At 55.6% G+C, this 25996-nt stretch carries 19 protein-coding genes; 13 read left to right on the top strand and 6 right to left on the bottom strand.

The window, feature by feature from the left end; all coding sequences use genetic code 11:
• Positions 1 to 181 precede the first annotated feature (181 nt).
• The 6 genes from ACYU7Q_RS15300 (at position 182) to ACYU7Q_RS15275 (ending at position 11477) form a co-directional block, all read left to right on the top strand.
• Positions 182 to 1492 (top strand): GTPase-associated system all-helical protein GASH, encoded by a 1311-nt coding sequence (locus ACYU7Q_RS15300; RefSeq protein ID WP_460610312.1) that lies wholly within the window; start codon positions 182 to 184, stop codon positions 1490 to 1492.
• A gap of 238 nt (positions 1493 to 1730) precedes the next feature.
• On the top strand, positions 1731 to 2528 hold the full coding sequence (locus ACYU7Q_RS15295; RefSeq protein ID WP_460610311.1) for a TRAFAC clade GTPase domain-containing protein: 798 nt from the start codon (positions 1731 to 1733) through the stop codon (positions 2526 to 2528).
• Complete coding sequence (locus ACYU7Q_RS15290; RefSeq protein ID WP_460610310.1) at positions 2525 to 3352, top strand: TRAFAC clade GTPase domain-containing protein; 828 nt, start codon at positions 2525 to 2527, stop codon at positions 3350 to 3352. Before ACYU7Q_RS15295 ends, ACYU7Q_RS15290 begins: the two co-directional genes overlap by 4 nt.
• Positions 3353 to 3370: 18 nt before the next feature.
• A complete protein-coding gene (locus ACYU7Q_RS15285) occupies positions 3371 to 5881 on the top strand; it encodes a GAP1-N1 domain-containing protein (RefSeq protein ID WP_460610309.1) in 2511 nt (836 codons plus the stop codon).
• Complete coding sequence (locus tag ACYU7Q_RS15280; protein WP_460610308.1) at positions 5874 to 6926, top strand: phosphorylase family protein; 1053 nt, start codon at positions 5874 to 5876, stop codon at positions 6924 to 6926. Before ACYU7Q_RS15285 ends, ACYU7Q_RS15280 begins: the two co-directional genes overlap by 8 nt.
• A gap of 1548 nt (positions 6927 to 8474) precedes the next feature.
• Positions 8475 to 11477, top strand: coding sequence for an HD domain-containing protein (locus tag ACYU7Q_RS15275; protein WP_460610307.1), 3003 nt, complete (start codon positions 8475 to 8477; stop codon positions 11475 to 11477).
• Between the two features lie 426 nt (positions 11478 to 11903).
• Here the strand turns inward: ACYU7Q_RS15275 and ACYU7Q_RS15270 are convergent, their stop codons facing one another.
• Positions 11904 to 12569: a hypothetical protein gene (locus tag ACYU7Q_RS15270; RefSeq protein ID WP_460610306.1), complete on the bottom strand. Its 666-nt coding sequence runs from the start codon at positions 12567 to 12569 to the stop codon at positions 11904 to 11906.
• A gap of 166 nt (positions 12570 to 12735) precedes the next feature.
• Here ACYU7Q_RS15270 and ACYU7Q_RS15265 point away from each other — a divergent pair, with 166 nt between their 5' ends.
• The gene (locus tag ACYU7Q_RS15265) at positions 12736 to 14007 is read left to right on the top strand and encodes a type I restriction enzyme HsdR N-terminal domain-containing protein (protein WP_460610305.1); all 1272 of its coding nucleotides are present in this window, start codon (positions 12736 to 12738) and stop codon (positions 14005 to 14007) included.
• A gap of 55 nt (positions 14008 to 14062) precedes the next feature.
• Here the strand turns inward: ACYU7Q_RS15265 and ACYU7Q_RS15260 are convergent, their stop codons facing one another.
• Positions 14063 to 14302, bottom strand: coding sequence for a helix-turn-helix domain-containing protein (locus ACYU7Q_RS15260; RefSeq protein ID WP_460610304.1), 240 nt, complete (start codon positions 14300 to 14302; stop codon positions 14063 to 14065).
• Positions 14303 to 14689: 387 nt separating this feature from the next.
• Between ACYU7Q_RS15260 and ACYU7Q_RS15255 the strand changes: the two genes are divergently transcribed.
• Positions 14690 to 15034, top strand: coding sequence for an energy transducer TonB (locus ACYU7Q_RS15255; protein ID WP_460610303.1), 345 nt, complete (start codon positions 14690 to 14692; stop codon positions 15032 to 15034).
• Between the two features lie 35 nt (positions 15035 to 15069).
• Complete coding sequence (locus tag ACYU7Q_RS15250) at positions 15070 to 15402, top strand: hypothetical protein (RefSeq protein ID WP_460610302.1); 333 nt, start codon at positions 15070 to 15072, stop codon at positions 15400 to 15402.
• Between the two features lie 18 nt (positions 15403 to 15420).
• On the opposite strand, the gene ACYU7Q_RS15245 is transcribed toward ACYU7Q_RS15250, so the two are convergent.
• From ACYU7Q_RS15245 to ACYU7Q_RS15230, 4 genes are all read right to left on the bottom strand, one after another.
• A complete protein-coding gene (locus tag ACYU7Q_RS15245) occupies positions 15421 to 15954 on the bottom strand; it encodes a hypothetical protein (RefSeq protein ID WP_460610301.1) in 534 nt (177 codons plus the stop codon).
• Positions 15955 to 16265: 311 nt separating this feature from the next.
• A complete protein-coding gene (locus ACYU7Q_RS15240; RefSeq protein WP_460610300.1) occupies positions 16266 to 18368 on the bottom strand; it encodes a M13 family metallopeptidase in 2103 nt (700 codons plus the stop codon).
• A 153-nt stretch (positions 18369 to 18521) separates the two neighbouring features.
• Complete coding sequence (locus ACYU7Q_RS15235) at positions 18522 to 20594, bottom strand: M13 family metallopeptidase (RefSeq protein ID WP_460610299.1); 2073 nt, start codon at positions 20592 to 20594, stop codon at positions 18522 to 18524.
• Positions 20595 to 20833: 239 nt separating this feature from the next.
• Positions 20834 to 22882, bottom strand: coding sequence for a M13 family metallopeptidase (locus tag ACYU7Q_RS15230; RefSeq protein ID WP_460610298.1), 2049 nt, complete (start codon positions 22880 to 22882; stop codon positions 20834 to 20836).
• A 152-nt stretch (positions 22883 to 23034) separates the two neighbouring features.
• Between ACYU7Q_RS15230 and xseA the strand changes: the two genes are divergently transcribed.
• The 4 genes from xseA to ACYU7Q_RS15210 all read left to right on the top strand — a co-directional run bounded on the left by xseA (position 23035) and on the right by ACYU7Q_RS15210 (position 25951).
• Positions 23035 to 24381: an exodeoxyribonuclease VII large subunit gene (xseA, locus tag ACYU7Q_RS15225; RefSeq protein WP_460610297.1), complete on the top strand. Its 1347-nt coding sequence runs from the start codon at positions 23035 to 23037 to the stop codon at positions 24379 to 24381.
• Positions 24382 to 24467: 86 nt separating this feature from the next.
• The gene (xseB, locus tag ACYU7Q_RS15220; RefSeq protein WP_460610296.1) at positions 24468 to 24764 is read left to right on the top strand and encodes an exodeoxyribonuclease VII small subunit; all 297 of its coding nucleotides are present in this window, start codon (positions 24468 to 24470) and stop codon (positions 24762 to 24764) included.
• Positions 24765 to 24865: 101 nt separating this feature from the next.
• Positions 24866 to 25186: a hypothetical protein gene (locus ACYU7Q_RS15215; RefSeq protein ID WP_460610295.1), complete on the top strand. Its 321-nt coding sequence runs from the start codon at positions 24866 to 24868 to the stop codon at positions 25184 to 25186.
• 60 nt (positions 25187 to 25246) lie between these two features.
• Positions 25247 to 25951, top strand: a complete 705-nt coding sequence (locus tag ACYU7Q_RS15210; RefSeq protein WP_460610294.1) for a hypothetical protein — start codon at positions 25247 to 25249, stop codon at positions 25949 to 25951.
• Positions 25952 to 25996: the final 45 nt, after the last annotated feature.

Below are 25996 nucleotides of genomic sequence, written 5' to 3'. Positions count from 1 at the left end.
ACCGCGTACCGTACGTCAAACGGTACGCGGTACAGTAAAGCCGCAGTGGAAAAACGCGCACGCGACGGCTTTCCCTTTCCAGCACCTTCAAGCGCACAACCAGTGGCTTGTGTAGGGTAGTCCACTGATTAAGCTGGGCTGATTCATATTATCTTTACGCTTCATCTCACTGCCGACGTTTATGGCTCAATCCATTCTTCAGGACTTCTTGACTGAGCACCTTATCACAATAGACCAGAACGAAGAGTTCGACCTATTATCCAAGGCAGCCCAAGAGTTGGAAAAGCGGCTGCGCACTAAAAAGATGCGGCTGCCCACTGCTGTTCAGGTAGCCTTTGACCCGTCAATCAGCGCAACCGACCCACTGGTGGCTGAGGTGCAGGAGGTGATAACTAGCAAATGGAAAGCCTTTCCGAGCAAGTGTCGCGACCGGCCGATTCCTTACGTGAGAGCAGTGCTGCTGACCGCCCTGCAAGCCCTAACTAAGGATGGGGATAGCACTTACGCAGGCATCGTCTGGCTGACGGCAAGTAACTATTTCCCCTACACCACGCCTGTGGAGCGCGAGGCGGAACTACTAAGCCGTTTGCTTGGCGAGGTGGGAAACCAATTTGAGCAAGCCAGCTGGCGCATTTGGGGCATTACACCTACCAAACAAGTCACTCTGCCAGTACCCAAGATTGCTGCAGCAGACCGACCGACTGTTGTATCGATAAATCCAGAATATGCTGTCAATAAATTGGCGGCAGCAATGGGTAAAGGTATTGAAGGAGGCAACAAAACGACCTTTTTCCAGAGGAACTTCAGCTATGATGGGACAGTAAATATCAACCCGGATGAAGAGTGGGTTACATCTTTTAGCACAATTGCCGGGGGTGCCGTAAAAGTTATTGCGGATACGCTTGTAGAATCCACTAACAAAGCCCTTGCTCAAACGGCCGGCTCCAAGCAGCTGGAGGAATTTTCTAATCAAGTAACTAACTACTTGCGCGAAATCAGCGCGGCCATGAGCCAGCAAGCGGCTTCAAACAACCTGCGAGGACAATTGCTGTGGTTGAAAGAAACGCTATACTCTACCAGCCAAGATACCAGCTACCGGCAGCTACCTGCCGGTGTGGTAGAGTTGGCGCTGGCCAGCGACACGCAGGCGCTGTTGCCTCCGATATACCCTATCAGCGTAGAATATTTCCTGCGTGAAACGCTGGGGGCTGCTACCTCGGGGACGGAAGAGCCGCGCCACTTCGAGGAATGGCTATTGTCTCAGGAGGCAGCCTCCGCAACGCTTCAGCCCCTGCTTCCCTTGGCTTCACTCCCCGAGGCAGGCCGCTTGACGCTGCTGGCTTTCGTGCGCGGCGTGGTCAATGGCAAGCTGGCCGTGGCGGACTTTGAAAGCACCACAGGACTGCGGCTGACTGACACTATTTCACGGCAGGAATTGACCGTCTGGCTGTTCCGCGAATTACAGGCTCTCAAGCTAGCAGCGGCCAAATAAACACTTTATGCAGCGCGGACGGTGTACCAATGAGCAGTGCGCGGCAGCCGATACGGGCGCGTGCTTTCAGAATAAGTCAAGCCCAGCCGCTTGCGAGAACTGGGTGCCCGGTGCGGCTGACTCCAACCCGACGGTGGGTAAGAAAGCGCGAGCGGCTGCCTCGAAAGCAGCCGGCCCGAGCGCAATCCAGGCCAAGCGAAGCCAGCCCGCTGATGGCCGAGACGTGGAGTGGTCGGGCATGGCCCTGCGACGCGAGGAAATCGAGTTGGTGAGCCGGCGGGCTAACCCGCTCCTGATTGCCACGGTTGGGGAAGTGGACGCTGGGAAATCCTCTTTCCTGGGGATGCTGCACAGCCTGTTGCTGCGGGGGCATGGGCTGGCGCAGTACACGTTCGCCGGTTCGCTAACACTGCTGGGTTGGGAGGCGTTGGCGGTCGCGTTGCGCTTTCACCGGGGGCAGGCCATCGACCAGTCACCCACCCCCAGCGACCCCACCTACTACAGCCTCCTGCACTGGGCGTTACGCCGGGCTGACGGGCAGTTGCGCGACATCCTCTTCCCGGATGCATCGGGCGAGGTGTTCACCCAGTGGGCCGCTAATGAAGCGGATTCCAACGCTGCCAACGTGCGCTGGATACACCGCTATGCCGATGCATTCCTATTTTTCATCGACTGCGAGGCTCTAGTGAAGCGCCGTGGGGGAGCGTCCACCAGCCTGATAGATTTGGCCAGCCGACTAGTCACCAACTTGAACGGCCGGCCGGTGCTAGTAGCATGGTCCAAAGCCGACTTGCTGGAGCAAATACGGCCCGGCGTAAAGCAAAACCTAGAAGAGCAATTGGCGCAGTTGTTCGGCGAAGTGCCGCACTTCGCCATCAGCAAGGAACTAGAAGCCCAGCCCGACCCTCAGCAGTTGGCCAACCTGCGCCTACTGGATGCCGCCCTTTCGGCCGTGGAAACCTACCGGCCCACGCTGCCCGGCTTAGCGGTTAATCCCGTTAGGCAAGACCACTTTTTACGCTACCGCGGCCGATGAAACAGGCAGAAAACAGTGTGCTGCTTATCGGCAAGCCTGGCACTTCCAAAACCACGTTCCTAGCCCAGCTCTACAGCGTACTGCTGCGCAAGCGCGGACGGATGCACCTGCGGCAAACGCCCGAAAATCTGCTGGCCATCGACGAGGCGCGCCGGCTGCTGGCCGAAGGCAAGTCCATCAAAAGCACCCCAGCAGAGCAGAATAAAGTGCTCCAGTTGAGTTTGACGCTGGACGGCGAGCCGCTTGAACTGGAATTTCCGGATTACGGTGGCGAACAGGTGAAAGCCATTATTCGCGACCGCCACCTAGGGCCGCAGTGGGTGGAAATGTGCCGAAAAAGCAATTCTTGGCTTGTCTTCATTCGGCTGCACGACCACGAGGAACCCCACGACGTGCTCACCAAAGCCGCCGCTGAGGTAGAACCGGCCGCTACACCGGCAGCCCCTGCTGAGCCGGTAGCCACCAATGAAGCCGTGGAATTAGTGGAGTTGCTGCAAATGCTGCTAGCCGCACGTGCAATTGGGCAGCAGCAGCTTATCGAGCAACCCCGCCTAAAGCTGGTGCTGACACTGTGGGACGAGCTGCATACAACCGACCAACCGGAAATGGTACTAGCCCGCCGCTACCCGATGCTGCTTCACTACGCCCGCAGTAACTGGGCCCCGACGGCCCTGCAAGTATGGGGCTTGTCGGCTCAGGGCTTCCGACTCGACACGGAGGCAAATCAGGACAAGTATCTGGATTCCAACCCGGCCGAGCACGCCTATGTGGTGCTACCAGCCGGGGGAGCGCCCGTGCATGACCTGTCGCGGCTGTTTGACTAATCTTGCAACCCCGTCACCTTGCACATTCTCATCCACCAAGCCCTCTTCGGCCAGGACCAGCAGCACGGCCAAGGCTACGAGTTGCTGCGCACGACGCACCCGGATACCCGGCTGGTACGGCGTATGGGTAACTCCACCGACCTAGGGGAGAACGCACCGAGCCACCTGAGATGGCAGCCCGCCCTGCGGGGTCGGCCCTGGGAAACATACTACCTGCTCTTTAAAACCTATCCGGACACCTCGCCCGACGTGAGGGGCGGGCGAGTTTTCTCGCATGCGCTGCTCATCGAGCAGCAGTACCTGCCTGCGTTGCGCGACCTTCGGCAACTACTTATTCAGTTTCCAACGCAGCTCACTAAAGAGCAGCCCCTGGCCCCGCTGGAATTGCCAGAATTGACTCCCTCGCCCCTGCCGCTCACGCCCCGCCTAGGCTACCTGCTGAAGGATTTAGTGCGGCCTACGCGTGAGGGCACCATTGTTTGGGCGGGTCAGGCTGACTTTGAAGATGCTGCGGCGCTGCTATGGCAGGTGCTGCCGGCCGACGAGCGCCACCAGCTAAGCTTCAACTTGGGCTTCATGCCCAATCAACTGCGAGAGCCGGGCAACCCCCGGCAATTAGTAGCTGTGCCCGAAACGCTGCTGCCTCGCTGGCGGCCGGACTTTTTTGTAGTCGAGTCGTCAGATGCGCACACGGCCTTGAGCGAGGCCGAGGCGTACCTGGCCGGCGACGTGGCTCGTGCTCCCCACCTCGCTTCCCTCGTGCAGGCGCTGGGCACACCGCCACTGCCGCACCAGTTGGATACTCTGCAACGCGTGGCCGGTACCGCCGCCAACCTAGCAGCAGCCACTTTGCAGCAGGTGTTGGCTCTGGCTATCGTTCTGCACTGGTACCAGCCTAGCCGCCCTGTGCTTGCCGCTCGCACACTTGAGCGCCTCCTATCGCTCATTGCCCTCAGCGAATCAGAAGAAATAAAACGTCTGGGTTCAGTGCAGCAGGAGCAGCTACCTGACGAAACCCTGCAGACCATTGGGAATGCTGTGGGCCAAAGGCTGCTGGTTTTAGCCGCCGACTCCACAGCGGTGCTGGACACACTGATAGCTTGGCCCGAGCAGCCTGCTCGCCGCTGGTGGCGGCGCAGTCTACGGGAAGCCGTGCTAGAATTATTCGCAGCCGGGGAAGCGCCGGCTAGCAGCTTGGCGCTGGGTCTGCTGGAACAACCCGCCGCCACTGTAGCCGACTACGTGCAGCTAATTCCGACCACCGCCACCACCGAGGCCAAGTTGTTGGCAGCGCTGCCAGCAACTTGGCCTGATGCTGCCTGGAATAACACGTTGGCCTTGGCTCAAGAGCGCCAGTGGCTGCGCTTGCACCTTGCCAGTCTGTTACAATTAACTACGCTGCTGGACGCGCTACGCCGCCACCTGCTGCTAGACAACGACCCTTCCGAATTAACGGCGTTGCGCTTGGCTGTTACTCAGGCCAAGCCCAAAGATTTCGTGGCGGCCGCTGTAGTGCTAGGCGACGACCGAGTATTGGGCTTAGCGGCGGAGTTGGTCGTTAAGCAGCCCGCGTTGATGGGCAAGCTGGAAGTCGGAGTTCCAGGCTGGCAGGACTTGTGGCTCGCCGTGGCCCGACGCACCGGCACCCCTTGGACTGGCCTCGACAGGCCCGCTGCCTCGGTGGTGGCACTGCTCCGGTACCTGCTGGGGGGCGGCCCCGTGCACGAAACCTTGCTACAGCTACTCAGCACCAGCACGTATGCTGACTTGCGAGCCATTGCAGACCGGACGCAATTGTGGCCATTACTACCGGTCTCAGCCGCTGCTGGTTTTTTACGGGCCACCGCAGTGGCCTTGGTTGCGCATGAGCAACCTGAAGACCCTGCTACCGACTTAGAGCCGGAGTTGCTCGCTTGGTTTTCCGAGCCTACCTTCTTACAGCAGGCAATAACGAAACCGATTATCGCACCAGGCCGGGCCGTCGCATTTTTAACAAGGTTCAAGGCCCCAGAGACCGTTTTGCTGCGCTATCTACGGGCTTCTCCACTGCTACCTACCCCAGCCGAAGCCGCCGCGCTTGGAATGCTGGTGCAACAACGGCAGTGGCCGGATGCAGCGGAGGAATTGTTGACACTTAGCAAAAGTCACGCTCCTTGGAAAGCCGCACTGGCCGTCTGCTTCGGACAACTAAGCACATTCAGCCAGTTCCGTGCTTACTTCACATTAAATTTTGCCAAGTATGCCTCGCGCCAGCAGCTAAGCGACAGTTGGTGGCAGATGTTGCTCACCGAACTCCGGATGGTTTACCCCATTGGCCCGTTCCAAGATGCCATCTGGGAAGACAGCGGCGGCGAAAACCATACCATTCATAGCAACCGCAACGGCGGCGAGCAGTGGGCGGATGTACTAACCATGCTTCGGACCCACCAGACGCATGCCACCGTGGCCCGCTTGCTGAACGAACTGACCAAACGCCACCCCTACAACAGCACTTTCCGACACCTGCAACAGAACTCCTCTCATGCCTAACCGTACCGTAGTCATCTTGTCTGCCCTAGAAGGGGCTGAGCGCCAACTATTCCGTCCTTACCTAGTGGCAGCCAGCGAAACCATCGAGCGTCATCCAGACACCCACACCGACTACTACGTGGGCACCCTGGCCACCGAAACCGGCGACGTGAAGTTGGTGCTGGCCCGCACCGACCAAACCAACGTGAGTGCCTCACTGGAAACCGACCGGGCGCTTAGCCACTATAAGCCGCACTATGCCTTCTTCGTGGGCGTGGCCGGCGGCCTGAAGGATGTCGGCATCGGGGACCTAGTCATCGGGAAGGACGTGTACGGCTACGAGCGGGGTAAGGCCACCGACGAGGGTTTTAAGGCCCGGCCGGGGGCCGGCAATTCCTCCTACGCCTTGGAGCGGGCTGCTACAAGTTTCGCATACTCCCCAGCCTGGAATGCTCTAGCTGCGCAGTTGCCCACAGCACATTTTTCGAATCCAATCAAAGTACTGACCGGTACTATCGCGTCGGGTGAAAAGGTAGACAGTGATGTGGAATCCGAACTACACCATTTTTTACACCTGCACTGCAACCACGCGCTAGCTGTGGAAATGGAAGGCTTCGGCTTTTTAGAAGCCAGTCGCCAGCACCAGCAGGTTCACGCGTTGCTGGTGCGCGGCATTTCAGACCTCGTTAATAACAAGGGCCAGTCAGAGGCGCTCGGCTCGCAGCCTTACGCCAGCGCCAACGCTGCAGCATTTACAATCGGTCTCATCCGACAGTTGTATTCGCGCGAGGTGTTCAACCGGCTGCCGACCCCAGCCGAAGCTAAACAACTTGTCACCGTCGCCAGCGAGCTTTATCCAAGTGGCATACAAACGGGCAGTATCTGGGAGCGGGCCGGAGGGCGAGTCGCCGACATTGCCGTAAGTCAGAATGGCCGAGCACAGTGGCAGGAGGCTGCCCGCTGGCTGCGTACGGGCGGGCGCGGGGGCACCTTCGCCACCTTGCTGGAGGAAATGATGCAAGACTATCCCGATAATCCGGCGTTGCTAGCACTTAGTGAATGTTAAGCAGAAAAAGATACTGAGAGCAGGCTTCAACCAGCTAGGCGGGTATTCAGCGGTTATTGGAGAAGAAGCATAGCAGGAACTTAGCAATTAGCGCGGCCTTGCAAATAGTGCTGGGTACTGGCGCAGGCTCCCTTTTCGGGATGTCTCCTTTTCCGGTGCTGAGGACCTTTCACCGAAAGGCAGTGCAATCATACAAGCTTTGGGCATCAGCGTGTGAGTTTCTCTAGCAAGGTAAAAGTTCGTGCCTACTTCCGCTGGCACACGCTGTACAGCGTACCGTTTTCGGGACGGTACACTTCGCAGCCCTTGTTCTACAATGGGTGGAATCGGCGACGATGCCTGTTGATGAGGTGCATGCTATCCGCTTGGTACGTTGCCCAGGGCCACCCTACATTTATTAAGCGAAATTGGGGTTCGATAGCGACGCAGTGGCGTCCACTGCCCTTGCCCCTGGCCTGCGGTTAGCCGGGCCATGCTGTGCCCAAGCTGAGCCAAATTTGTAGGCATTCCAGTCCGCAGCTTTGCTCCGATGTTGCCTTGTTGCTTCGGTAAGGTTATACGATTTTGTACGGAGGTATTAGGAGACAGGGGGAGGGGGGAGGGGGGTAAAAGAGGTAAGAGGAGGACTCCTCCCCTCCTCGACTCCCAGATAGCCTCAGAGGCTACTCTGGCAGCTTTTAGAGCCTAACAAAAGCTTCGAACGAACAAAAGCCTCGGATTCAGAGCAAAAGAGGCATTCTTGGTCAGAACAGAGGCAAAAGAGCGGGAATCAGAGCCAAGACGGGAAGCGGAACGTCGGAACGCGGGAATCGAGGCCGCAGAAATCGAGCTAACCAGCAATCAGAACAAGACCGGCAAAAAGCCGAACACAGAAGCAAAGCGGGTGACGAGGACAGGGCACGGAACGGTGCCCTTTTTCGGCTTCAGTAGTTACGTCTCACAGCGTCCGAAGGCCTGGGGCGGAGTATTCTTCGCCTGCCTGTCGCTTTTGAAGAGGGCCTGGAGCAACATACTGTCAAGGCTTCAAGAGAACGCTCTGACATCGTTCGGACCCACATTAATCAAGTGCGGCATGGCAATCAGAGGCCCTGGCTCCACAAGCAGGTACGTTAACCATTACATATGAATGATATTCGTTAAATATCAACCCATTTTAATTAAAAATACTATATTTTATATTTTTAATTATATATAACTCGACATTATTTGTTGAAATAAAATGCCCAGGGGGTTCCACAATAAGTTCGGCTTACAGTTGCACATTAGGTAGTGTATGACTTCTACTGAATCAAAAGCCCCACTACATACAATTATGTAACGAACTATGCCAACCTATCGATAATTCTGCACTAAATTGCCAGAATGAAAAGGCGTTGGGTAGTAAAGCAATCTTCATATGTCAGTAGTATTTTCACACAAATAGCACTCTCATAATCGGACTACTGCGCACTTGTTTTACAACGCAACAAATTACAAATAAAGGATAGTGTTTGACATGCTCTTTTATTTATGCCTTACCATCAGGCACATAATTTCTCCCCAATCTCGATGTCAAAGATTAGTCTGCCCCAATTTATCGAAAGTCAACTTCACAAGTCAAGTCATAGCTTTGCCGTTCTCGAAGCTCTGGGGGATTTTGCAGAATGGTTTCGCGAAAGCAAAACCCCTTTCTTTCCCGACTATACGGATCACAGTAGCAAACATTTAGAAGAAGTTCTCGAATCCGTTGATTTGTTGATGCCAGAGAATGCGCGGATTTTTTTCACTCCGGCTGACTCAGCAACGTTAGTTCTAGCCGTTCTTTTTCATGATTGTGCCATGCACCTGTCAAAAGCAGGTTTTGAACAATTAATTAGGGGCGGCGACATTCGCATGATTAAGCCATTTGATTCAAAAACATGGCGACAAACTTGGGATGAATTTATATTTTTAGCTCGGCGTTGGGATGACCAGCAACTCATAAATGTTTTTGGCAAAAACATTAAAACGGGTGGGCCGAAACATCATGTCACAGACCCTTTTGAGCACTGGGATGATCTAAAAGAGTCAGATTACCGATTAGTCGGAGAATTTATACGACGAAATCATGCTCGATTTGCACATGAAGTAGCATTATTTGGTATACCTGGATATAAAGGAACAGCTTTTCAGATAAACAATAAATTACCAAAGGAGCACAGAGATATTGCTGGGCTTATTGCGCGAAGCCATAATTTGAACATACGCGATTGTGTAAGTTATCTTCATAAGTATGACCGTACGGGGCGCAATTACCAAAATATACATGCCGTATATTTAATGGCTTTACTCCGGGTTGCTGATATAATGCAGATCCATGCTTCTCGTGCATCTGGAATGGTTTTAAAATGCAGAGAGGTTGTTAGCCCCCTGTCGCGCAACGAATTCCTCAGCCATCAGGCCGTAACAAATATATCTTTCAATTCAGATGACAAAGAAGCTTTATGGGTCGAAGCTATGCCACAAAAAGTAGCAGTATTTCTTAGACTTAAAGAATGGCTTAGTTGGATACAAAATGAGTTAGATTCTTCCTGGGCCGTCTTAGGTGAAGTTTATGGCTCACAAGAAGACTTAAGGCATCTGGGCTTGCGCTACAGACGTGTGCGATCTAACCTCGACGACGTCGCAGAGTTCGCAAAATCGGAAGGCATTAACTACATACCTGCACGTATTCGCTTTGATGTAGCAAGAGCAGAATTACTAAAGCTGCTTATTGGTCCGCTTTACGGTGATGACCCAAGCTATGGTGTACGTGAGTTGATGCAAAATTCCGTCGACGCCGTACGAGAGTATGAACATTACGTCCAGAATAACCCACAATACGCAAATATTGCGAGGCGTAGTCAAGAAGCAGACGTTGTAATTGAGCTCTCCGCTTTAGACGATTGTGGAAGGTCTATTATGACTATCTCTGACCGGGGGATTGGGATGAGCGAGTATGTAATTCGGGAGTATTTTTTGCGGGCTGGTGCTTCTTACCGTCAAAGCAGCGCTTGGAAAACCTCATTTGAGACCGATGATATATCTGAAAACAATGCAGCGAAATCCAAGGTACTGCGGTCAGGAAGGTTTGGTGTCGGCGCACTAGCAGCATTTCTGATTGGGCATCGGATTGAAGTAGAAACGCGTCATATAAACAATGATTTTGGCTATCACTTTATTACATCCCTTGATTCGGAAATTATTGAGATAACGCGTAGCGACAAGTTCGCTATTGGAACCTCTATAAAAATTCATGTTGAAAGTGAAGAGCATAATAAGTTATTAGATAACAGATATAAGCATCTAAGGCCTTCGCAATGGGATTGGTACTGCATGGATAGCCCTAGCGTATCACGTTTTCACTATTCTTCCACTAATGAAAAAATAGTTCATGAGTCAATTTACAAGATTGATCTTTTTGATAACAAAAAATGGCGAGAGCTTAAATCGATGGACTTTGGATATAGGATATTCTGGACAGATAATGATGCGCCAGCATTGTCTTGTAATGGAATATTTGTAAACGATATGCCTGTCACAAAATTGACAGCAGAAAAAACCATGAAGCTTCGCCAATATAGTGAAGGTACCGGCGCGGTTTCGGAGGAAAATGATTATCCTGAGGACAATGATTATATTGAATACAATCTCTTACAAGAGGTTAACCCTAACTTGGTTCTCTATCCATTAATCTCGATTTTAGACCCTGACGGATTATTCCCACTAAATTTAGCAAGGACTGGCATCCGAGCCGAAGATTACTCATTCGGGGAAGAAATAAGAAAGGACATCTTAACTGAAATGCTAGCTTGGTTCTTCTTTAATGGTCTTACTTCAATAACAGATAAATCTATCGAAGAGATCAGCTTCAAGAAATGGCTAAACTATCAAGGCCGTGGTTCTTTAATCGTTGCTTCTAATTCAGGATATGGATTGATGTGCAATGCGTTACTGAATAACAAGTCGGTTTCAGTCGTCTTGACCGGTATAAATGGTCGCGCAGATGTTGGTATAAAAGGCAAGAATGTATTAGTCTTTGCTAACAGGTACTCCGAAGGTATCCGTTCTGATATTTTTACATTTGACGTTGAAAGGAACAAGACAAGAGTTCTATCGGGTGAGTGGAAGTCTAGAAGTTTACTCTTTGATAACAAAGGTCCTAACCAAGGGGAAAGCACTATCTATGCGAAGGAAAGCGAATCTGGAACTACCTATAGGGCGCTTGCTGTAGAAAAAGTCAAATCAAAACTAAACTTCACCAAATTCGAAGTTAAAAATGATCCATTTCTAAGCTATGACATATCTTTCGAAATTAGAGATTCAGATATAAATCTGAATTTAAGCAATCACTTATTAGAGGAAAGAATTTACCCTGAAGGCTCTTATGTGAAATCAAAGACTATGAAATGGGCACTTGATGATGTTTGGCTTAAACTTTTTGGCAACAACTGGATACCATACTCTATGGAGGATCGCTTAAGCGCATTCCCTGATGCAGTAAAGTTGTTTAAAAGTAGATACCCTCAGTCAGTACCTGAAAAGTATCTTTAATGCCAACTCCAACTTAGTCAAGTCATAAATTGCGTAAGTGAAATAGTACGGTACACCTTAGTTTACAACCCACTGTCCCCTTTACTCACCTGCAGAACAGCATTAGTCACTGTTGCTAAGCAGCTTATTAAAGTAGGGAGCCGATTCGTTGGCATCCACGCTACTCAGTCAAATACCTAATTGTCGTCAAACAGATAATATAAATGCGGGTAGCAGCGCCTTTTAGTTTTCAGTAAGGTGTGCCTGCCGTTTACAAGGCATATTAGCTAACTTATCACTTGCCACAACTCCTCACAACACGTTGGGTAAGCTGGCGTCCGTCGCTGCTGCTGCCCTTTCCAGGGCACTGCCTGTTTACCTACCTGCCCACTTAGTGCCGTGGCCACCTGCGCAGTCGCTTTATCAAACTGAGCACCAAGCTTTTTATCAAGCATTTAGCTCGTTACCCACCACTTGCATAAACTCAATAAAGCCCCCCTCCCGGCTGCTGCGACGCAGGTAATTCGGATGGTACGTCCGAAACGTTAGCGGCGGCAATGCCGGGTGCACCAGCGTAGCCAACTCCCGCTCGGGCCACCCGTCGACGGCTTGGTAGCGGAGGCCCGGAAACACTTGTTCGATTCGCTCGTCAAAGTCGGGGCCGGTATAGAAAAGGCAGACCTTTGGCTTGATGATGTTGATTTCAGAGGACAACAAATCATCCAAAGAGGAAATAACGCGCTCCTGTTCGCCCTGAGCACGGCCGCCCGCTACATCGAACTTACTTACGTTAGTCCAAGCACAGGAATAAGCCGCATTTCCCAACGCCTGTTCAACTTTACGGGTTACGTTCCAAAAAGGGGAAGGATAGTAGCCCTCCGCTACATTGAAGGTTTCATAGGCCTTCATTTGCGCTCGCATATCGGCACCGTGCAAATAAGCCCAACCCTTTGTTTCCTGTCCAACGATAAGTAATGGGTTCTTTTGCTGGTTATACAGGGCGTTAGGCGACATGAGCAGGGGCCCGGCCAGGTCTATCCCGCGGAATTGGCGAATGACGTTTTCGAAGTCAGCCTGCCAGCTGGTGTACAATGTATGTAATGTTTCATTCATGCTGGGAAGGAGTAGTTTGGCCCTAAAGCTAGTGGTTAGCTGCTATTATCAACCCGTGAAGCCGAGTCTATTATGTGTTGCTAACCTGCCCGCACCGAAGACGGTACGCTTAACATGACGTGAAACGACAATACCTTTATTTTCGACTCCTCTTTATCAGCACAATATGCTTGCGTTGCTTCGCTCATTGAAACCTGTACGTAATACTGGGCACGCTTTCGTGCTGAAAGACCATTTTCATGCACCTCAGTACCGTCGCGGAGGGAAGCCCTGTTACGAATGCTCAGCTCGTAAAAAGCTAATCCTAAGCACTTCGGAAGAGGAAGTAAGACAAGCTTTTATTCGATTCCTACTTTTGGCAGTCGGCGTTCCGGCCGACTGCCTCGAAGCGGAGGTGCCCATGAGCCGTTTTGCGTCGGGCAGTCGCGGCCGAGCCGATATCATCGTATATGGCTACAATACCACTGGGAACAAGGTACCCGTGGCTATTGTGGAATGCAAGGAGCCGAATCAGCCCTTGATTGACCGCACCTTCACTCAGGTGATTAGCTACGACGCCGTGGCGCAGGCGGGGCTTGTCATTCTTACCAACGGCGCTAATGTTGCTATTCACGAAAAACGTAGCGGAAGTTATCAAGCCTTGCCTGCTGTTCCGTCATACAAGCACATGCTGGACCGGGAACAGCACAAACTGCGCCTGCTTCCTCCCCTACCCGTTTATCCACGCCTATGCCATAAACCCCTGCGCAAAAAGCTAGTGCAGAATTTAATCGATTACGGATATATTGGGCAAGAAACCCCTACCTCCCTTCATTCATTTTTGGTCAACTTAGTGGGTTTGTTGGACGATGACCAGCAGCGCCTTGCCCGGTATACCCGCAAGGGTTTCAAATACATTGAAGACAAAGGGATTCGCTTCACCAGCTTTGGCAACGCTTCCGGAGGCACCTGGACGGGGCGTTACCGCTATTTTTTGGTTAACCACCAAGAAGAAGACCACATCCTTAGCATTAACATCTTGGCCAAGGGCAAATCCCTGACTCAACCAGAGGTAGGGATATCCACTTCCGAAACCATGCTTAATGTTGCCGTGGACAACTACGATAAAAGCCACTTGTCATTGGAACTGGCCCTGGACAGGTTTGTGGAAGTCAAAGACGGCCTTTACACCATTTGGCATAACGGTACGCTGACCAATGGAAAAAAGGGAGCGGTCAAACGGCAAGAAGTTGTGGAATATATCGCAGCACATGCTCCGGGTATGGTGGACCGGCACGGCCGAATTATTTTAGGACAACTGGCTAATGACGAACCAATCACTTGGCAGCAGCCCGAGGTGAAGAAGTTGCTCACCGCCTTAATTCGCTACGCATTGTTGCGCGATGATTTCCGGCGGATGAAGAACCAATCGTTAAAAACTCCTCGACGCATCAAGTAATTAAGAGGTCATCGTTACTTGGGCGTTCAATTGCACCGGTACGCTTAACGGTACGCTAACCATGCAATTGCTTCGGCTCAGACAGCTTCAGCAGTTCCCACAGCGGTATTTGCAGCGCACGGGCCACGGATGCCAGTACGTCAATGGTTGCTGCCAACCGTCCCTTTTCAATCCGAATGATGGTGGACCAGGACACATCCGCTTCGTCGGCCAGTTCGTGCTGGGTCATGCCCTTGCGCACCCGGAGGGTCCGCAGGTGTTCACCAAAAGCCTGCACGAAAAGGGGGTTTTTCACAGTCCACGAAGGACCGAAATGGAATTGGCACCAATTATGGCATATACGCCATAATTTCGTTTACAATGGCTAGTTTTGCTGGCCAGCTTCCTGCAACGATTCAGCTAAACATTCGGGATAACATTTTTCCGGAAAGCTGCTGGCTCGGGCGCACCTTGAGGCGACCGATTACTAGCCCCATTTCGTGTGAAAACCTTACTTATTGCTGCTGCCCTAACCAGTTGGGCAACGACGCCCCTACTAGCCCAACCGTCGAAGCCCTACCGCCCGGCTACCCTAGTAAAGAGCCCTTCCGCTAATCGACGCGCCCCAGTTGCCGCCCCCACAGTTGAGCCGCGTGAGGTCAACTTGGAAGATACGCCCCTTGCTGCTGACAGCGTCACCAAAATGAAAGTGTACTCCTACGTGGAGCAAATGCCTCAACTGGTCAGCGGAGGGGGCAACCACGCCATCATTGCGGCCATTCAAGAGTTGATTCAGTACACGCCCTTAGCTCTGCACAAGCGCGTGGAAGGCCGCGTTGTCGTGAGCTTCACAGTGGACGCGCAAGGCGAAGTGATGGACGTAAAAGTGGTAAAGGGTTTGGGCTCCGGCTTGGATGAGGAAACGGCGCGAGCCATGTACCACTTACCACGCTTCGTTCCCGGTCGGCAGGATGGACAAGCGGTAGCCGTTTCGTTCAGAATACCTATCACCTTCCAGTTGCCAGCGAGTCCTGACCCTGCACCCTAACCTCTAAAAAGTACACACAGCAATCATCACACTCCATGAGCAAATTATACCTACTGGTGAGCGTCCTACTGGTGACCAGTTGCCAAACGACGACAACGCCGAACGTTAAGGGCACCTACCGTTACCTTGGCGACGGTAAATCCAATTTTATGCGGGCCACCGATAAGTTGGAGTTCACCTCAACTAAGTTTATGATGTCCACGATAGCCGGGGAAATGGCGACGGACTATAAGGTGGAGGACGGGTACGTGTTCGCTGGCCCCGCCGAGGGCCAAGTCCGCTTCAGAATCATCAGTGACGACACCTTACGAGCGGACGAAAACGGGCTAATGGGGTATGACGGCACTTATGTCCGCGTAAAGGAGTAATACAACCGCGAAACGTAATTACAGCAACGCCTTCAACATGGGGGCGTCGCTCGCGTTTGCGCTGTCGTACACCCGACCAAAGCGCCCCAATAAGCCGTCCGCATCCAACATGCGACGCTTGGTGATGGGGCTACTGGCCACCAACGCTTCTTGCTGTTGACTGCACAGGTCTTTCATGGTCAGCCAGCCCAAGCGCTTTACTGTGTAGTTGGCCTGCAATTCCACCAAAACGAACTCATCCCAGCCCGCTTTTAAGGCGGTGGTAGCACCGCGTTTATTTTCGGCCGATATAAGCTTGACGGATACGTTTGCAGGCACCCCGTCCGCTCCCACCACCTGTAGGTCGGTAACCGGGTGGTTGGACTGTTCGTGTTTGTCGACAGATCGCCCTTGGCTGCGTAAGAATTGAACGGCCACCATTTCCCCTATGCGCCCCATTAGGTTGTCGTTACCAGCTAACTCGGGGTAGGCAGCGGACTTTGTAAGAAAGTCGTGTCTTGCTTGCAAATACTCGCGTGCAACTTGCTTTAGCTGGGTGTAGTCCGATTCCATTGATGTTGGTTGCTTTTATGTTGAGCTGAAAGGTAACAGCCCTTAAGTCAGCACCAGCATTGCCTTACAAGGTACTCCACTCCTACGATGCTATTTTTACGGTGCCGGTTGCCACGCTTCCGGGAGCCTGGTTTTACCAGCCGCGTCACAAATTGTACCCTGTCCGTACCCCGGCATTCAAAAAGCCTCGTAATCGACCTGTTTTTGGCCCTTTTAAGTAAAAAGGCCCGCCCCCAGGGGGAACGGACCTTCTCGTATCGGGCACGGAAACAGTTTTCCGGGCGTGATTCAACCACTGCTATGCAAACAACTTACCAGATTTTGGCGCGGTCGGCCGCCGAGCGCACCATCTTGTCACCTTCCTTGCAGCCAAAGGCCTGGTGGAATTCCGGCATGTTCTGCAGCGGGCCGTTGGTGCGGTACTGGCCGGGCGAGTGCGGGTCGGTCTGAATTTGCTGACGCAGGGCCTCGGGGCGCTGGTTCGAGCGCCAGATTTGGGCGTAGCCCAGGAAGAAGCGCTGCTCCGGCGTGAAGCCGTCGATGCTCTTGCCGGCCTTGGCCTGCGCCGTTTTCTGGAAGGCCTGGTGCGCGATGGTGAGGCCGCCGAGGTCGGCCAGGTTCTCGCCCATCGTCAGGTTGCCGTTCACGTGCACCGAGTCAAGGGGGGAAAAAGCATCGAACTGCTTGCCCACCACGGCCGCTTTGGCCATGAATTTCTCGCCGTCTTCCTTGGTCCACCAGTCGCGCAGGTTGCCGCTGGCGTCCGATTTGCGGCCCTGGTCGTCGAAGCCGTGGGTCATTTCGTGGCCAATCACGGCGCCGATGCCGCCGTAGTTTACCGCATCATCCGCTTTGGGGTCGTAGAACGGCGGCTGCAGAATGCCGGCCGGGAACACGATTTCGTTCATGCTCGAGTTATAGTAAGCATTCACCGTGGGCGGGGTCATGCCCCATTCGCCGCGGTCAATCGGCTTGCCGAACTTGCTCAGGTTGTCTTTCGACGCCCATTCAGCCGTGGCAAACAGGTTGTTCAGTGCGCTTTCCCGCGAGATTTTCAGGGCCGAATAGTCCTTCCACTTGTCGGGGTAGCCAATTTTCACCGCAAAGGCGTTGAGCTTCTTCAACGCCTCGGCTTTGGTTTGGGCACTCATCCACTCGGTGGCCTGAATGCGCTCGGCGTAGGCCTGACGCAGGTTCTCGACCATCACCTTGGCGCGGGCCTTGGCAGCGGGGCTGAATGCTTCATCAACATACAGTTGGCCGAAAGCCTCGCCCAATGCGCCGTCGGTGGCGCGCAGGGCACGCTTCCAACGGGGCTGCTGCTGCTTGGCACCCGTGAGTACCTGACTGAATTTGAACGCTTCATCGCCGTAGGCTTTGGGTAGAGCCGACGTCACGCCGGACACCAGGTGCCAGCGCAGATACTGCTTCTGGTCAGCCAGGGGCTCTTCCTTGAACATGGTGCTCACCTCTTTCAGGAATTCGGGCTGGCCCACAATGATTTCCTTCACCCCGTTCAGGCCGCTGTCCTTGAGCAGCAGCGGGATGTTCAGGTTCGGGTAGTCGGCGGTGGCTTGCTCCACCGTCATCTTGTTGTAGTTTTTCTCGCGCTCGCGCAGGGCCACGCGGCTGCGGGAAGCCTGGGCCAGGCGGGTTTCGATGCGGGTGACGGCGGCGGCGTTTTTCTCGGCCGTGGCCTGGTCGTCGCCCAGCATCTTGAACACGTTCACCTGATAAGTCTGGTAGGCCGTGCGAATGGCTTTCGAGCGGGCATCGTCTTTCAGGTAGTAGTCGCGGTCGGGCAGCGTGAGGCCGCCCTGGCCCATGCGCACGGCATACTGCGTGCTGTTCTTGCTATCCTGGCTCACGCCGAAGCCGTACCAGCCGGTTCCGAACGAGCGCGGGTCGGCCAGGTAGTGCTGCATGGTAGCCAGGTCGTTGATGGCGGCAATCTGATTGAGGCGCGGCTGCAAATACTTCAGGCCGGCTTTTTCGATGGCCATCGAATCCATGGCGGCGGCGTAGAAGTCGCCCACTTTCTGGAGGTTGGTGCCGGGCTTGGCCATGCGGTCGTTGGCGGCTTTCTCCAGAATGCGGCGCTCGATGGCCTGGTTGCGGTCGGCCAGCTCGTTGAAGGCCCCCCAGCGGGTTTCGGCGGCCGGGATGGGGTTGTTTTTCAGCCAGGTACCCGAAGCGAACTGGAAGAAGTTGTCGCAGGGCGACACCGATTTGTCCATGTTAGCCAGCGAAATTCCCGTGCCTGTTTGGCCCGCATTGGCCGGTACGGAGGTTTTCTGCTTGCCGTCGCTGCTCGACTTGGTTTTGATTTTGGTTTGGGCCTGCGCCCCACCGGCAGCCAGGGCCAATACCGCTGCCGAAAGTGCCAGGCGGCCAGCAAAGAATGGTTTAGACATATAATAAGGAAAAGAGAAAATTATTATTGAACTGCAAGTTACAACGGCTTGCCACCCGCCAAAAATTCAACAAACAAAAAGGAAGAATGAAAGAGTGACAATCCTGCGTCGCTCTTCCATCCTTCCTTTTCGCGTTAGGCTATTGCGGCCGGCCTACCAGATTTTGGAGCGTTCGGCGGCGGGGCGCATCATCTTGTTGCCGTCCTGGCAGCCAAAGGCTTTGTAGAACTCGGGCATGTTCATCAGCGGGCCGTTGGTGCGGTACATGGCCGGCGAGTGCGGGTCGGTCTGCACCTGCTGGCGGATGTACTCGTCGCGGGTGTTGGTGCGCCAAATCTGGCCGTAAGCGAGGAAGAAGCGCTGCTCGGGCGTGAAGCCGTCGATTTTCTGCTGCGCTTTGGCCTGCGGGGTTTTCTCGAAGGCTTGGTAGGCAATGGTGAGGCCGCCGAGGTCGGCGAGGTTTTCGCCCATGGTCAGCTTGCCGTTCACGTGCACCGAGTCGAGCGGCGAGAAGGCGTCGAACTGCTTGCCTACTACGTCCGCTTTGGCGTTAAATTTCTCAGCGTCTTCCTTGGTCCACCAATCTTTCAGGTTGCCTTTGGCATCGTACTGCCGGCCCTGGTCGTCGAAGCCATGGGTCATCTCGTGGCCAATCACGGCCCCAATGCCGCCGTAGTTCACCGCGTCGTCAGCTTTGGCATCGAAGAAGGGCGGCTGTAGAATGCCGGCCGGGAACACAATCTCGTTCATCGGCGGGTTGTAGTAGGCATTCACGGTGGGCGGGGTCATGCCCCACTCGGTGCGGTCAATCGGCTTGCCGAACTTGCTGATTTCCTCCTGGTTGGCCCATTCCTGAGCGGCAAACAGGTTGTTGAGGTAGCTTTCGCGGCTGATGTTCAGCTTCGAGTAGTCCTTCCACTTATCGGGGTAGCCGATTTTGACGGTGAAGGCATTGAGTTTGGTCAGCGCCTCCTTTTTGGTGGCGGCGCTCATCCAATCCGTGGCCTTAATGCGCTCGGCGTAGGCCACGCGCAGGTTCTCAATCATCTGCTTGGCGCGGGCCTTGGCAGCGGGCGAAAACGCCTTGTCCACGTACAGCTGGCCGAAAGCCTCGCCCAGGGCGCGGTCCGTCGAGCCCAGCATGCGCTTCCAGCGGGGCTGCTGCTTTTTGGCCCCACTCAGCACTTTGCTGAAGTTGAAGGCTTCGTCGCCGAAGGCCTTGGGCAGAGCCGACGTTGCGCTGCTCACCAGGTGCCAGCGCAGGTACTGCTTCTGGTCGGCCAGGGGCTCCTGCTGCAGGGCGGCGCTTACTTCCTTGAGGAAATCGGGCTGGCCCACAATCACTTCCTTAGCTGAGCCTAGACCTTCTTCCTTCAGCATCATGGGCAGAGCCAGGTTGGGGAAGGCGGTGTTGGCTTCGGCCACCGTCATTTTGTTGTAGTTGGCGTAGGGGTCGCGCAGGTCCACGCGGCTCTTGCTGGCCTTGGCCAGGCGGGTTTCGATGCGGGTAACGGCGGCGGCATTTTTCTCGGCCGTGGCCTGGTCGTCGCCCAGCATCTTGAACATGTTGACCTGGTAGTTCTGATAGGCGGCGCGAATAGATTTCGAGCGGGCGTCGTCCTTCAGGTAATAGTCGCGGTCGGGCAACGAGAGGCCGCCCTGGGCGAGGTACACCGCGTACTGGGTGCTGATTTTTTCGTCCTGTCCCACGCCCGAGCTCAGCCACACGTTGCCGGCATGGGCTTTGGGGTCGGCCAGGAATTTCTGCTCGTCGGCCAGGCTGTTGATGGCCATGATGCGGTCGAGGTGCGGCTTGAGGTACTTCAGGCCGGCGGCTTCAATGGCGGCCGAGTCCATGGCCGAGGCGTAGAAGTCGCCCACTTTCTGAGCGTTCGAGCCTTTGGCGGCTTTCGGGGCGTTCTTGGCTGCCTGTTCCAGAATGGCGCGCAGCGTAGCGTTGTTGTTGTTGGCTAGCTCGTTAAACGAGCCCCAACGCGACTCAGCAGCCGGAATCGGGTTGTTTTTGAGCCAGTTGCCCGAGGCGTAGTGGAAGAAATCCTCGCAGGGCTTCACCGACGGGTCGATGTTGGCGATGTTGATGCCGACACCCTTCTGGGGAGGCGTGGGGCCGGTTTTGGTGGGCGGGCCGGCGGCTACTACCGCAGCAACGCTGCCCAGGCCGAGGGCGGCCAGACTCAGCCGCCGCACAATAGAAGTTGAAAACATGAAGTGGGAAATGGTTGGGTTGGGAGTTGAAGCCGTGAAGGTACAGACGCGGGGCAAAAGGGGCAGTTGCACCCAGGCCGCAAATTAAAGGTTGAGACTGGAAGAGTAAGCACTGGCCGGGAGCGCAAGCAAAAAGGTCCGTCGCCTTCCGGCAACGGACCTTTTTGAGTAGGTCACTCAGAAACCGCCGGGCCGCGCAACCTCAATGCCCGACCACAGTTCAGCCTAATCCCGGCGCCTTACCAGATTTTGGCCCGGTCAGCCTGGGCCCGCATCATTTTGGTGCCGTCCTGGCAGCCAAAGGCCTGGTAAAACTCGGGCATGTTCATCAGCGGGCCGATGGTGCGAAACTGGTCGGGCGCGTGCGGGTCGGTCTGCACCAGCTGGCGCAGGGCTTCGGGCCGAAGGTTGCTGTGCCACACCTGGGCCCAGCCGAGGAAAAAGCGCTGCTCGGGCGTGAAGCCGTCGATGCTCTTGCCGGCCTTGGCCTGCGGGGTTTTCTCGAAGGCGGCATACGCAATGACCAGACCGCCAAAATCGGCCAGGTTTTCGCCCATGGTCAGCTTGCCATTCACGTGCACCGAGTCGAGCGGCGAAAAGGCATCGTACTGCTTGCCCACCACGGCGGCGCGGGCGTTGAACCGTTCGCCGTCTTCCTTGGTCCACCAGTCGCGCAGGTTGCCCTGGGCATCGTACTGTCGGCCCTGGTCGTCGAAGCCGTGGGTCATTTCGTGGCCGATGACCGCACCAATGCCGCCGTAATTGATGGCGTCGTCGGCCTTGGGGTCGTAGAATGGGGGCTGCAGAATGCCGGCCGAGAACGTAATGTCATTCATGTTCGCACTGTAGAATGCATTCACCGTGGGCGGCGTCATCAGCCATTCCCCTCGGTTGACGGGCTTGCCAAATTTGCTCAGGTTGTACTTGTATTCCCACACCCGGGCCGCCAGCAGGTTGTTCAAATACGATTCGCGCGAGATATTCAGGGCCGAATAATCCTTCCATTTATCGGGGTAGCCAATCTTCACCGCGAAAGCATTAAGCTTTTTCAGCGCCTCCACTTTGGTAGCGGCGCTCATCCAATCGGTAGCCTGAATGCGCTCGGCATAGGCCGTGCGCAGGTTTTCAATCATCTGCTTGGCGCGGGCTTTGGTTTCGGGCGAAAAGGCTTTATCGACGTACAACTGGCCAAATGCTTCGCCCAAGGCGCCATCGGTGCTCTGCAACATGCGTTTCCAGCGGGGCTGCCGGATTTTAGTGCCCCGCATCACTTGTTGGAAGGCGAACAGCTCCTGGCCAAAGGCAGCGGGCAGCGCATCCATCAGGCTGCTCACCAGATGCCAGCGCAGGTAGGCCTTCTGGTCGGCCAGGGGCTCGGCTTTCAGCATGGTGCTCACTTCCTTCAGAAAATCCGGCTGGTACACCACCACGTCCGCCGCCGAACCCAGGCCTTTGGTTTTGAGCAGGAGCGGCAGGTTGAGGTTGGGAAACTGCGCGGTGGCCTGCGCCACGGTTAGTTTGTGGTAGTTGGCGATGGGGTCGCGCAGGTCTTCGGGGCGCTTGCTGGCGTTGGCCAGGCGCTTTTCGATGCGTTGCACCGCCGCCGCGTGCGCCGTGGCCGTGGCCTGGGGCTCGCCGAGCAGTTTGAACACGTTGACCAGATAGGTTTGGTAGGCCGCCCGGATGCGCTTGGTTTGGGCATCTTGGTTGAGGTAGTAGTCCCGGTTGGGCAAGGTTAGGCCGCTCTGGTAGAAATACACCACGTATTTCGCGCTGTTCTTTTCGTCCTGCGTCACCGAGTTTTCGAACCACGCGCCTCCCAATACCAGGTTAGGGTCGGCCAGCAGGCGCTGCATTCCGGCCAAATTCGCCACGGCCTCGATGCGCGCCAGGTGCGGCTTGAGATACTTCAGACCCGCCGCGTTGATGGCTGCCGAATCCATGGCCGAGCCGAAAAAGTCGCCCACTTTCTGCACGTTGGTACCTTTGGCCGCCCCAGAGGCGTTGCGGGCCGATTCTTCCAGAATGGACCGCATGATGACGTAGTTATGCTCGGATAGCACATGAAAGCTGCCCCACGAGCCATAGGTAGCCGGGATGGGGTTGTTTTTCAGCCAGCCGCCCGAGGCATATTGGAAGAAATTGTCACAGGGGCTTGCTGTGCGGTCCAGGTTGTTCAGGTCAAAGCCGATGCCAGGGGTTTGGGCCAGCGTGGGGGTTGCCCAGGCGCAGCCAATGAGACCTAAAGCGGCTAATGCCAGCCGCCGGGCAAGTACAGGTGTATTCATGCGAGGAAAAAGAAGAGCCAAAGGATTTAGAGCGGGGAAAGGTACAATAATTTCATTATTAAGTTCACAATTTTCTTGCATTGGTTCAGCCCTTGCTCCCAACTGACCACGGGCAACTTTCTGACTGCATCTGCCGCCCGTAACTTGCGCCCATGCCGCTCTATAACCGCCGCCCCGAACTAGCGCCCACGCCAGCTCCCACCCCGCTGGGCCTGGCCGAGCTGTTGAGCTACGTGCGCCTGGCGCTCCAGCAGCAGTTAGCCGACGCCTACTGGGTAGTGGCCGAAGTGGCCGACCTCACCCTGCCCCGCTTTGTCGGCGCGCACTGCTACCTCACCCTCACTGAGCAAACCACCGATGGGCGCGGCACGCCCCTCAAGGCCCAGGCCCGCGCCACGCTTTGGAGCCAGCGCTACCAGCAACTGGCGCCCGCGTTTGAGCGCGCCACCGGCCAACCGTTGCGCATTGGCCTCAAGCTGCTGCTGCGCGTGCAGGTGCGTTTCCATGAGCAATACGGCTTGAGCCTCGACGTGATGGCCATCGACCCGAGCTACACTGTGGGCGAGCTGGCCTTATTAAAGCTGAAAACCCTGCGTCTGCTGGAAGACAAAGGCCTGCTGGAACGCCAAAAGCTGCTTGCGCTGCCGCTGGCCCCGCAGCGGTTGGCCGTTATTTCCTCGCCCACGGCGGCGGGCTTTCAGGATTTTGTGCAGCAGTTGCAGGAAGCGCCCTACGACTTTGCGCTCACGCTGTTCCCGGCCGTTATGCAGGGCGACGACTCGCCCGCCAGCATCCGGGCGGCGCTGGACGGCGTGCGGGTGCGGCGCGGGCAGTTTGATGCCGTGGTGATTATTCGGGGCGGGGGCAGCCGAACCGATTTGCTGGCCTTTGATGAATACGGCTTAGCAGCGGCCGTGGGCGCGTTTCCGCTGCCGGTGCTTACTGGCATCGGGCACGAGCGCGACGAAGCACTGGTGGACCTCACCGCCCACCGCGCCCTAAAAACACCCACCGCCGTAGCCGCCTTTCTGGTTGAACGCCTGGCCCGCCTCGAAGCGGCCGTGCTGGGCCTGGGCGAGCAGGTGGTGGCCCTGGCCCGCCGCCAGCTTGCCCAAGGCCACGCCCGCCTCGACCAGCTCAGCGGCCGTAGCCGCTACGCCGCGCACCGCCAGCTCGATGCCGCCCGTGATGCCTTGCGCGCCCGCGCCCACCAGGCCATCCAGGCCCCACGCGAGCAGCTGCGGCAGCTGGCTGCGGGCCTGAGGCGCTTCCGGCACCGGCTGCCCCGCGCCGCCCACCGCGCCCTGGCCCGCGAGCAGCGCGGCCTGCGCCAGCGCGGCCGGGTGCTGCTCCGGCGCTTTGGCCGGCACCACCAGCGGCGGCGCGAGGCCCTGCTGCGCCAGCGCTACCAGCTGCAGTTGGCCGTGGAGCGCCAGCTGCACCGCGCCGAGCTGCGCCTGGCCATTGTCAATGGTCGCCTGCCTATCAACCGTGCATAGTCGGCTGGCCTACCAGCAGGTGTTCCCCGCATCAGTTCAATAGACCACCGTTCCCCAGACAATAACCCCTTAGTTACCCCATTATAATGACTTACCGCGAAGCCATTGAAGAGCTCGAAACCATTCTCCGCGCCCTGGAAACCGACGCTGTGGACGTGGACGACCTCACCACCCGCGTGGAGCGCTCGGCGGAGCTTATCCGCCTGTGTCGCCACAAGCTGCGCCACGCCGAAGCCTCACTCGACCGCATATTTGACACGCTGGACGAAGAGGAAGAGGCCGAAGAGCCCGACGACCTGGAGGAAGATGAAGACGAGGACGAAGCCGAGGACGACGAGGATGCCCACGACCACCTACCCGGCGGCCCCGGCCGAGGCTGGTAAATTTTTCAAGGCACTGGTGCCATTCTTCGGGCACACTGCTATATTTGGCGCAACCATCCAATGCAAACTTCTTTTTTTTCAATTTTCTTCACCATCACTTTATGCCATTTTTTGGAAGCGAGGGCAAGGCCATAGACCACAACAAAGCCGGTGAGTGGACGGGCAGCTTTCGCAAGGAAAATCCCAACAAAATTATCGCGCACTTCTTTGGCCGCGACGTCCTGATGGACATCCTCAACCAGGAAGGCTGCCGGGGCATCCGCTTTTATTACGGCTCCGATGGAGGCGTGCCGCAACTGATAGCGGTGGGGGCCGATGAAAACGAAAACGACCAGCTGGACGAAAACCACATCGTGGCCGACGAAGCTCAGGCTTGTCCGGACCGTTGCAGCCAGCCCAACATTCTCAATGGCAGGGAATAGTTCTCCCTTTTCTGCTTTCTTAGCACTGTTTTCCCTTTCCCAGCGGCCCCCGGTAATTTTATGACAATTGCGCAAGCTTACGATTTATCGGACTGGCTCCTGACGGTTATGCAGCTCAGCATTCTGGTGCCGATGGGCGTGGTGTGGTGGCGGAAGGCTCAATTTTCGCCCCCGGTGAAACGGTTGAGCTGGTACGTCTACATATCGGTTTTTTTTGTTGTAACCACTAGGCTATCGGCATTTTACCTGCACAATAACCTGTATTTTATAACCGGGTTCAACGTATCTAAAATGCTGCTCTTTGCCGCAGTATACCGGCTGGTGTTGACGGAACGATGGATGCGCCAGGCCCTGGCCGTGGGCACGGTAATCGCCATTAGTACGGTACTGGCAAGCTTTGCTATGGGTGCCGCGCAAGCCGTAACCGTGAGCCGGGTAATGCAATGTGCCCTGCTGGCCGCCTTTGCGCTGGCCTATATCGAGCAACGGCTGCACCAAGTGGATAGCCGCAAACTCCGAAACGACCCGATGTGGTTATTGGGCCTGGGGCAACTCATCTATTCCGCCACTACTGTTTCGGCTTTTAGCATTGACATTGTGTTCAATTTCTACTTGCCACTGCTCAATGCAATTTCATCCTTATGCTGTTCGGTTGCCGCTTTGGTCTTCAACTACTTTCTAACGCTGGCCTTTCTGCGGGCCGCACCCGATATTCCGGCCCCGACAGCAGCGGCCATAGCTGAGACCCGGCTGGCAGTTCCCTGAATTCACGCAGCACAAAGCGTAAAAACGACGTGCCACCCTTGCTAA

This window comes from Hymenobacter terrigena, from assembly GCF_054776515.1.
This window is presented reverse-complemented; position numbering and strand designations above follow the sequence as displayed.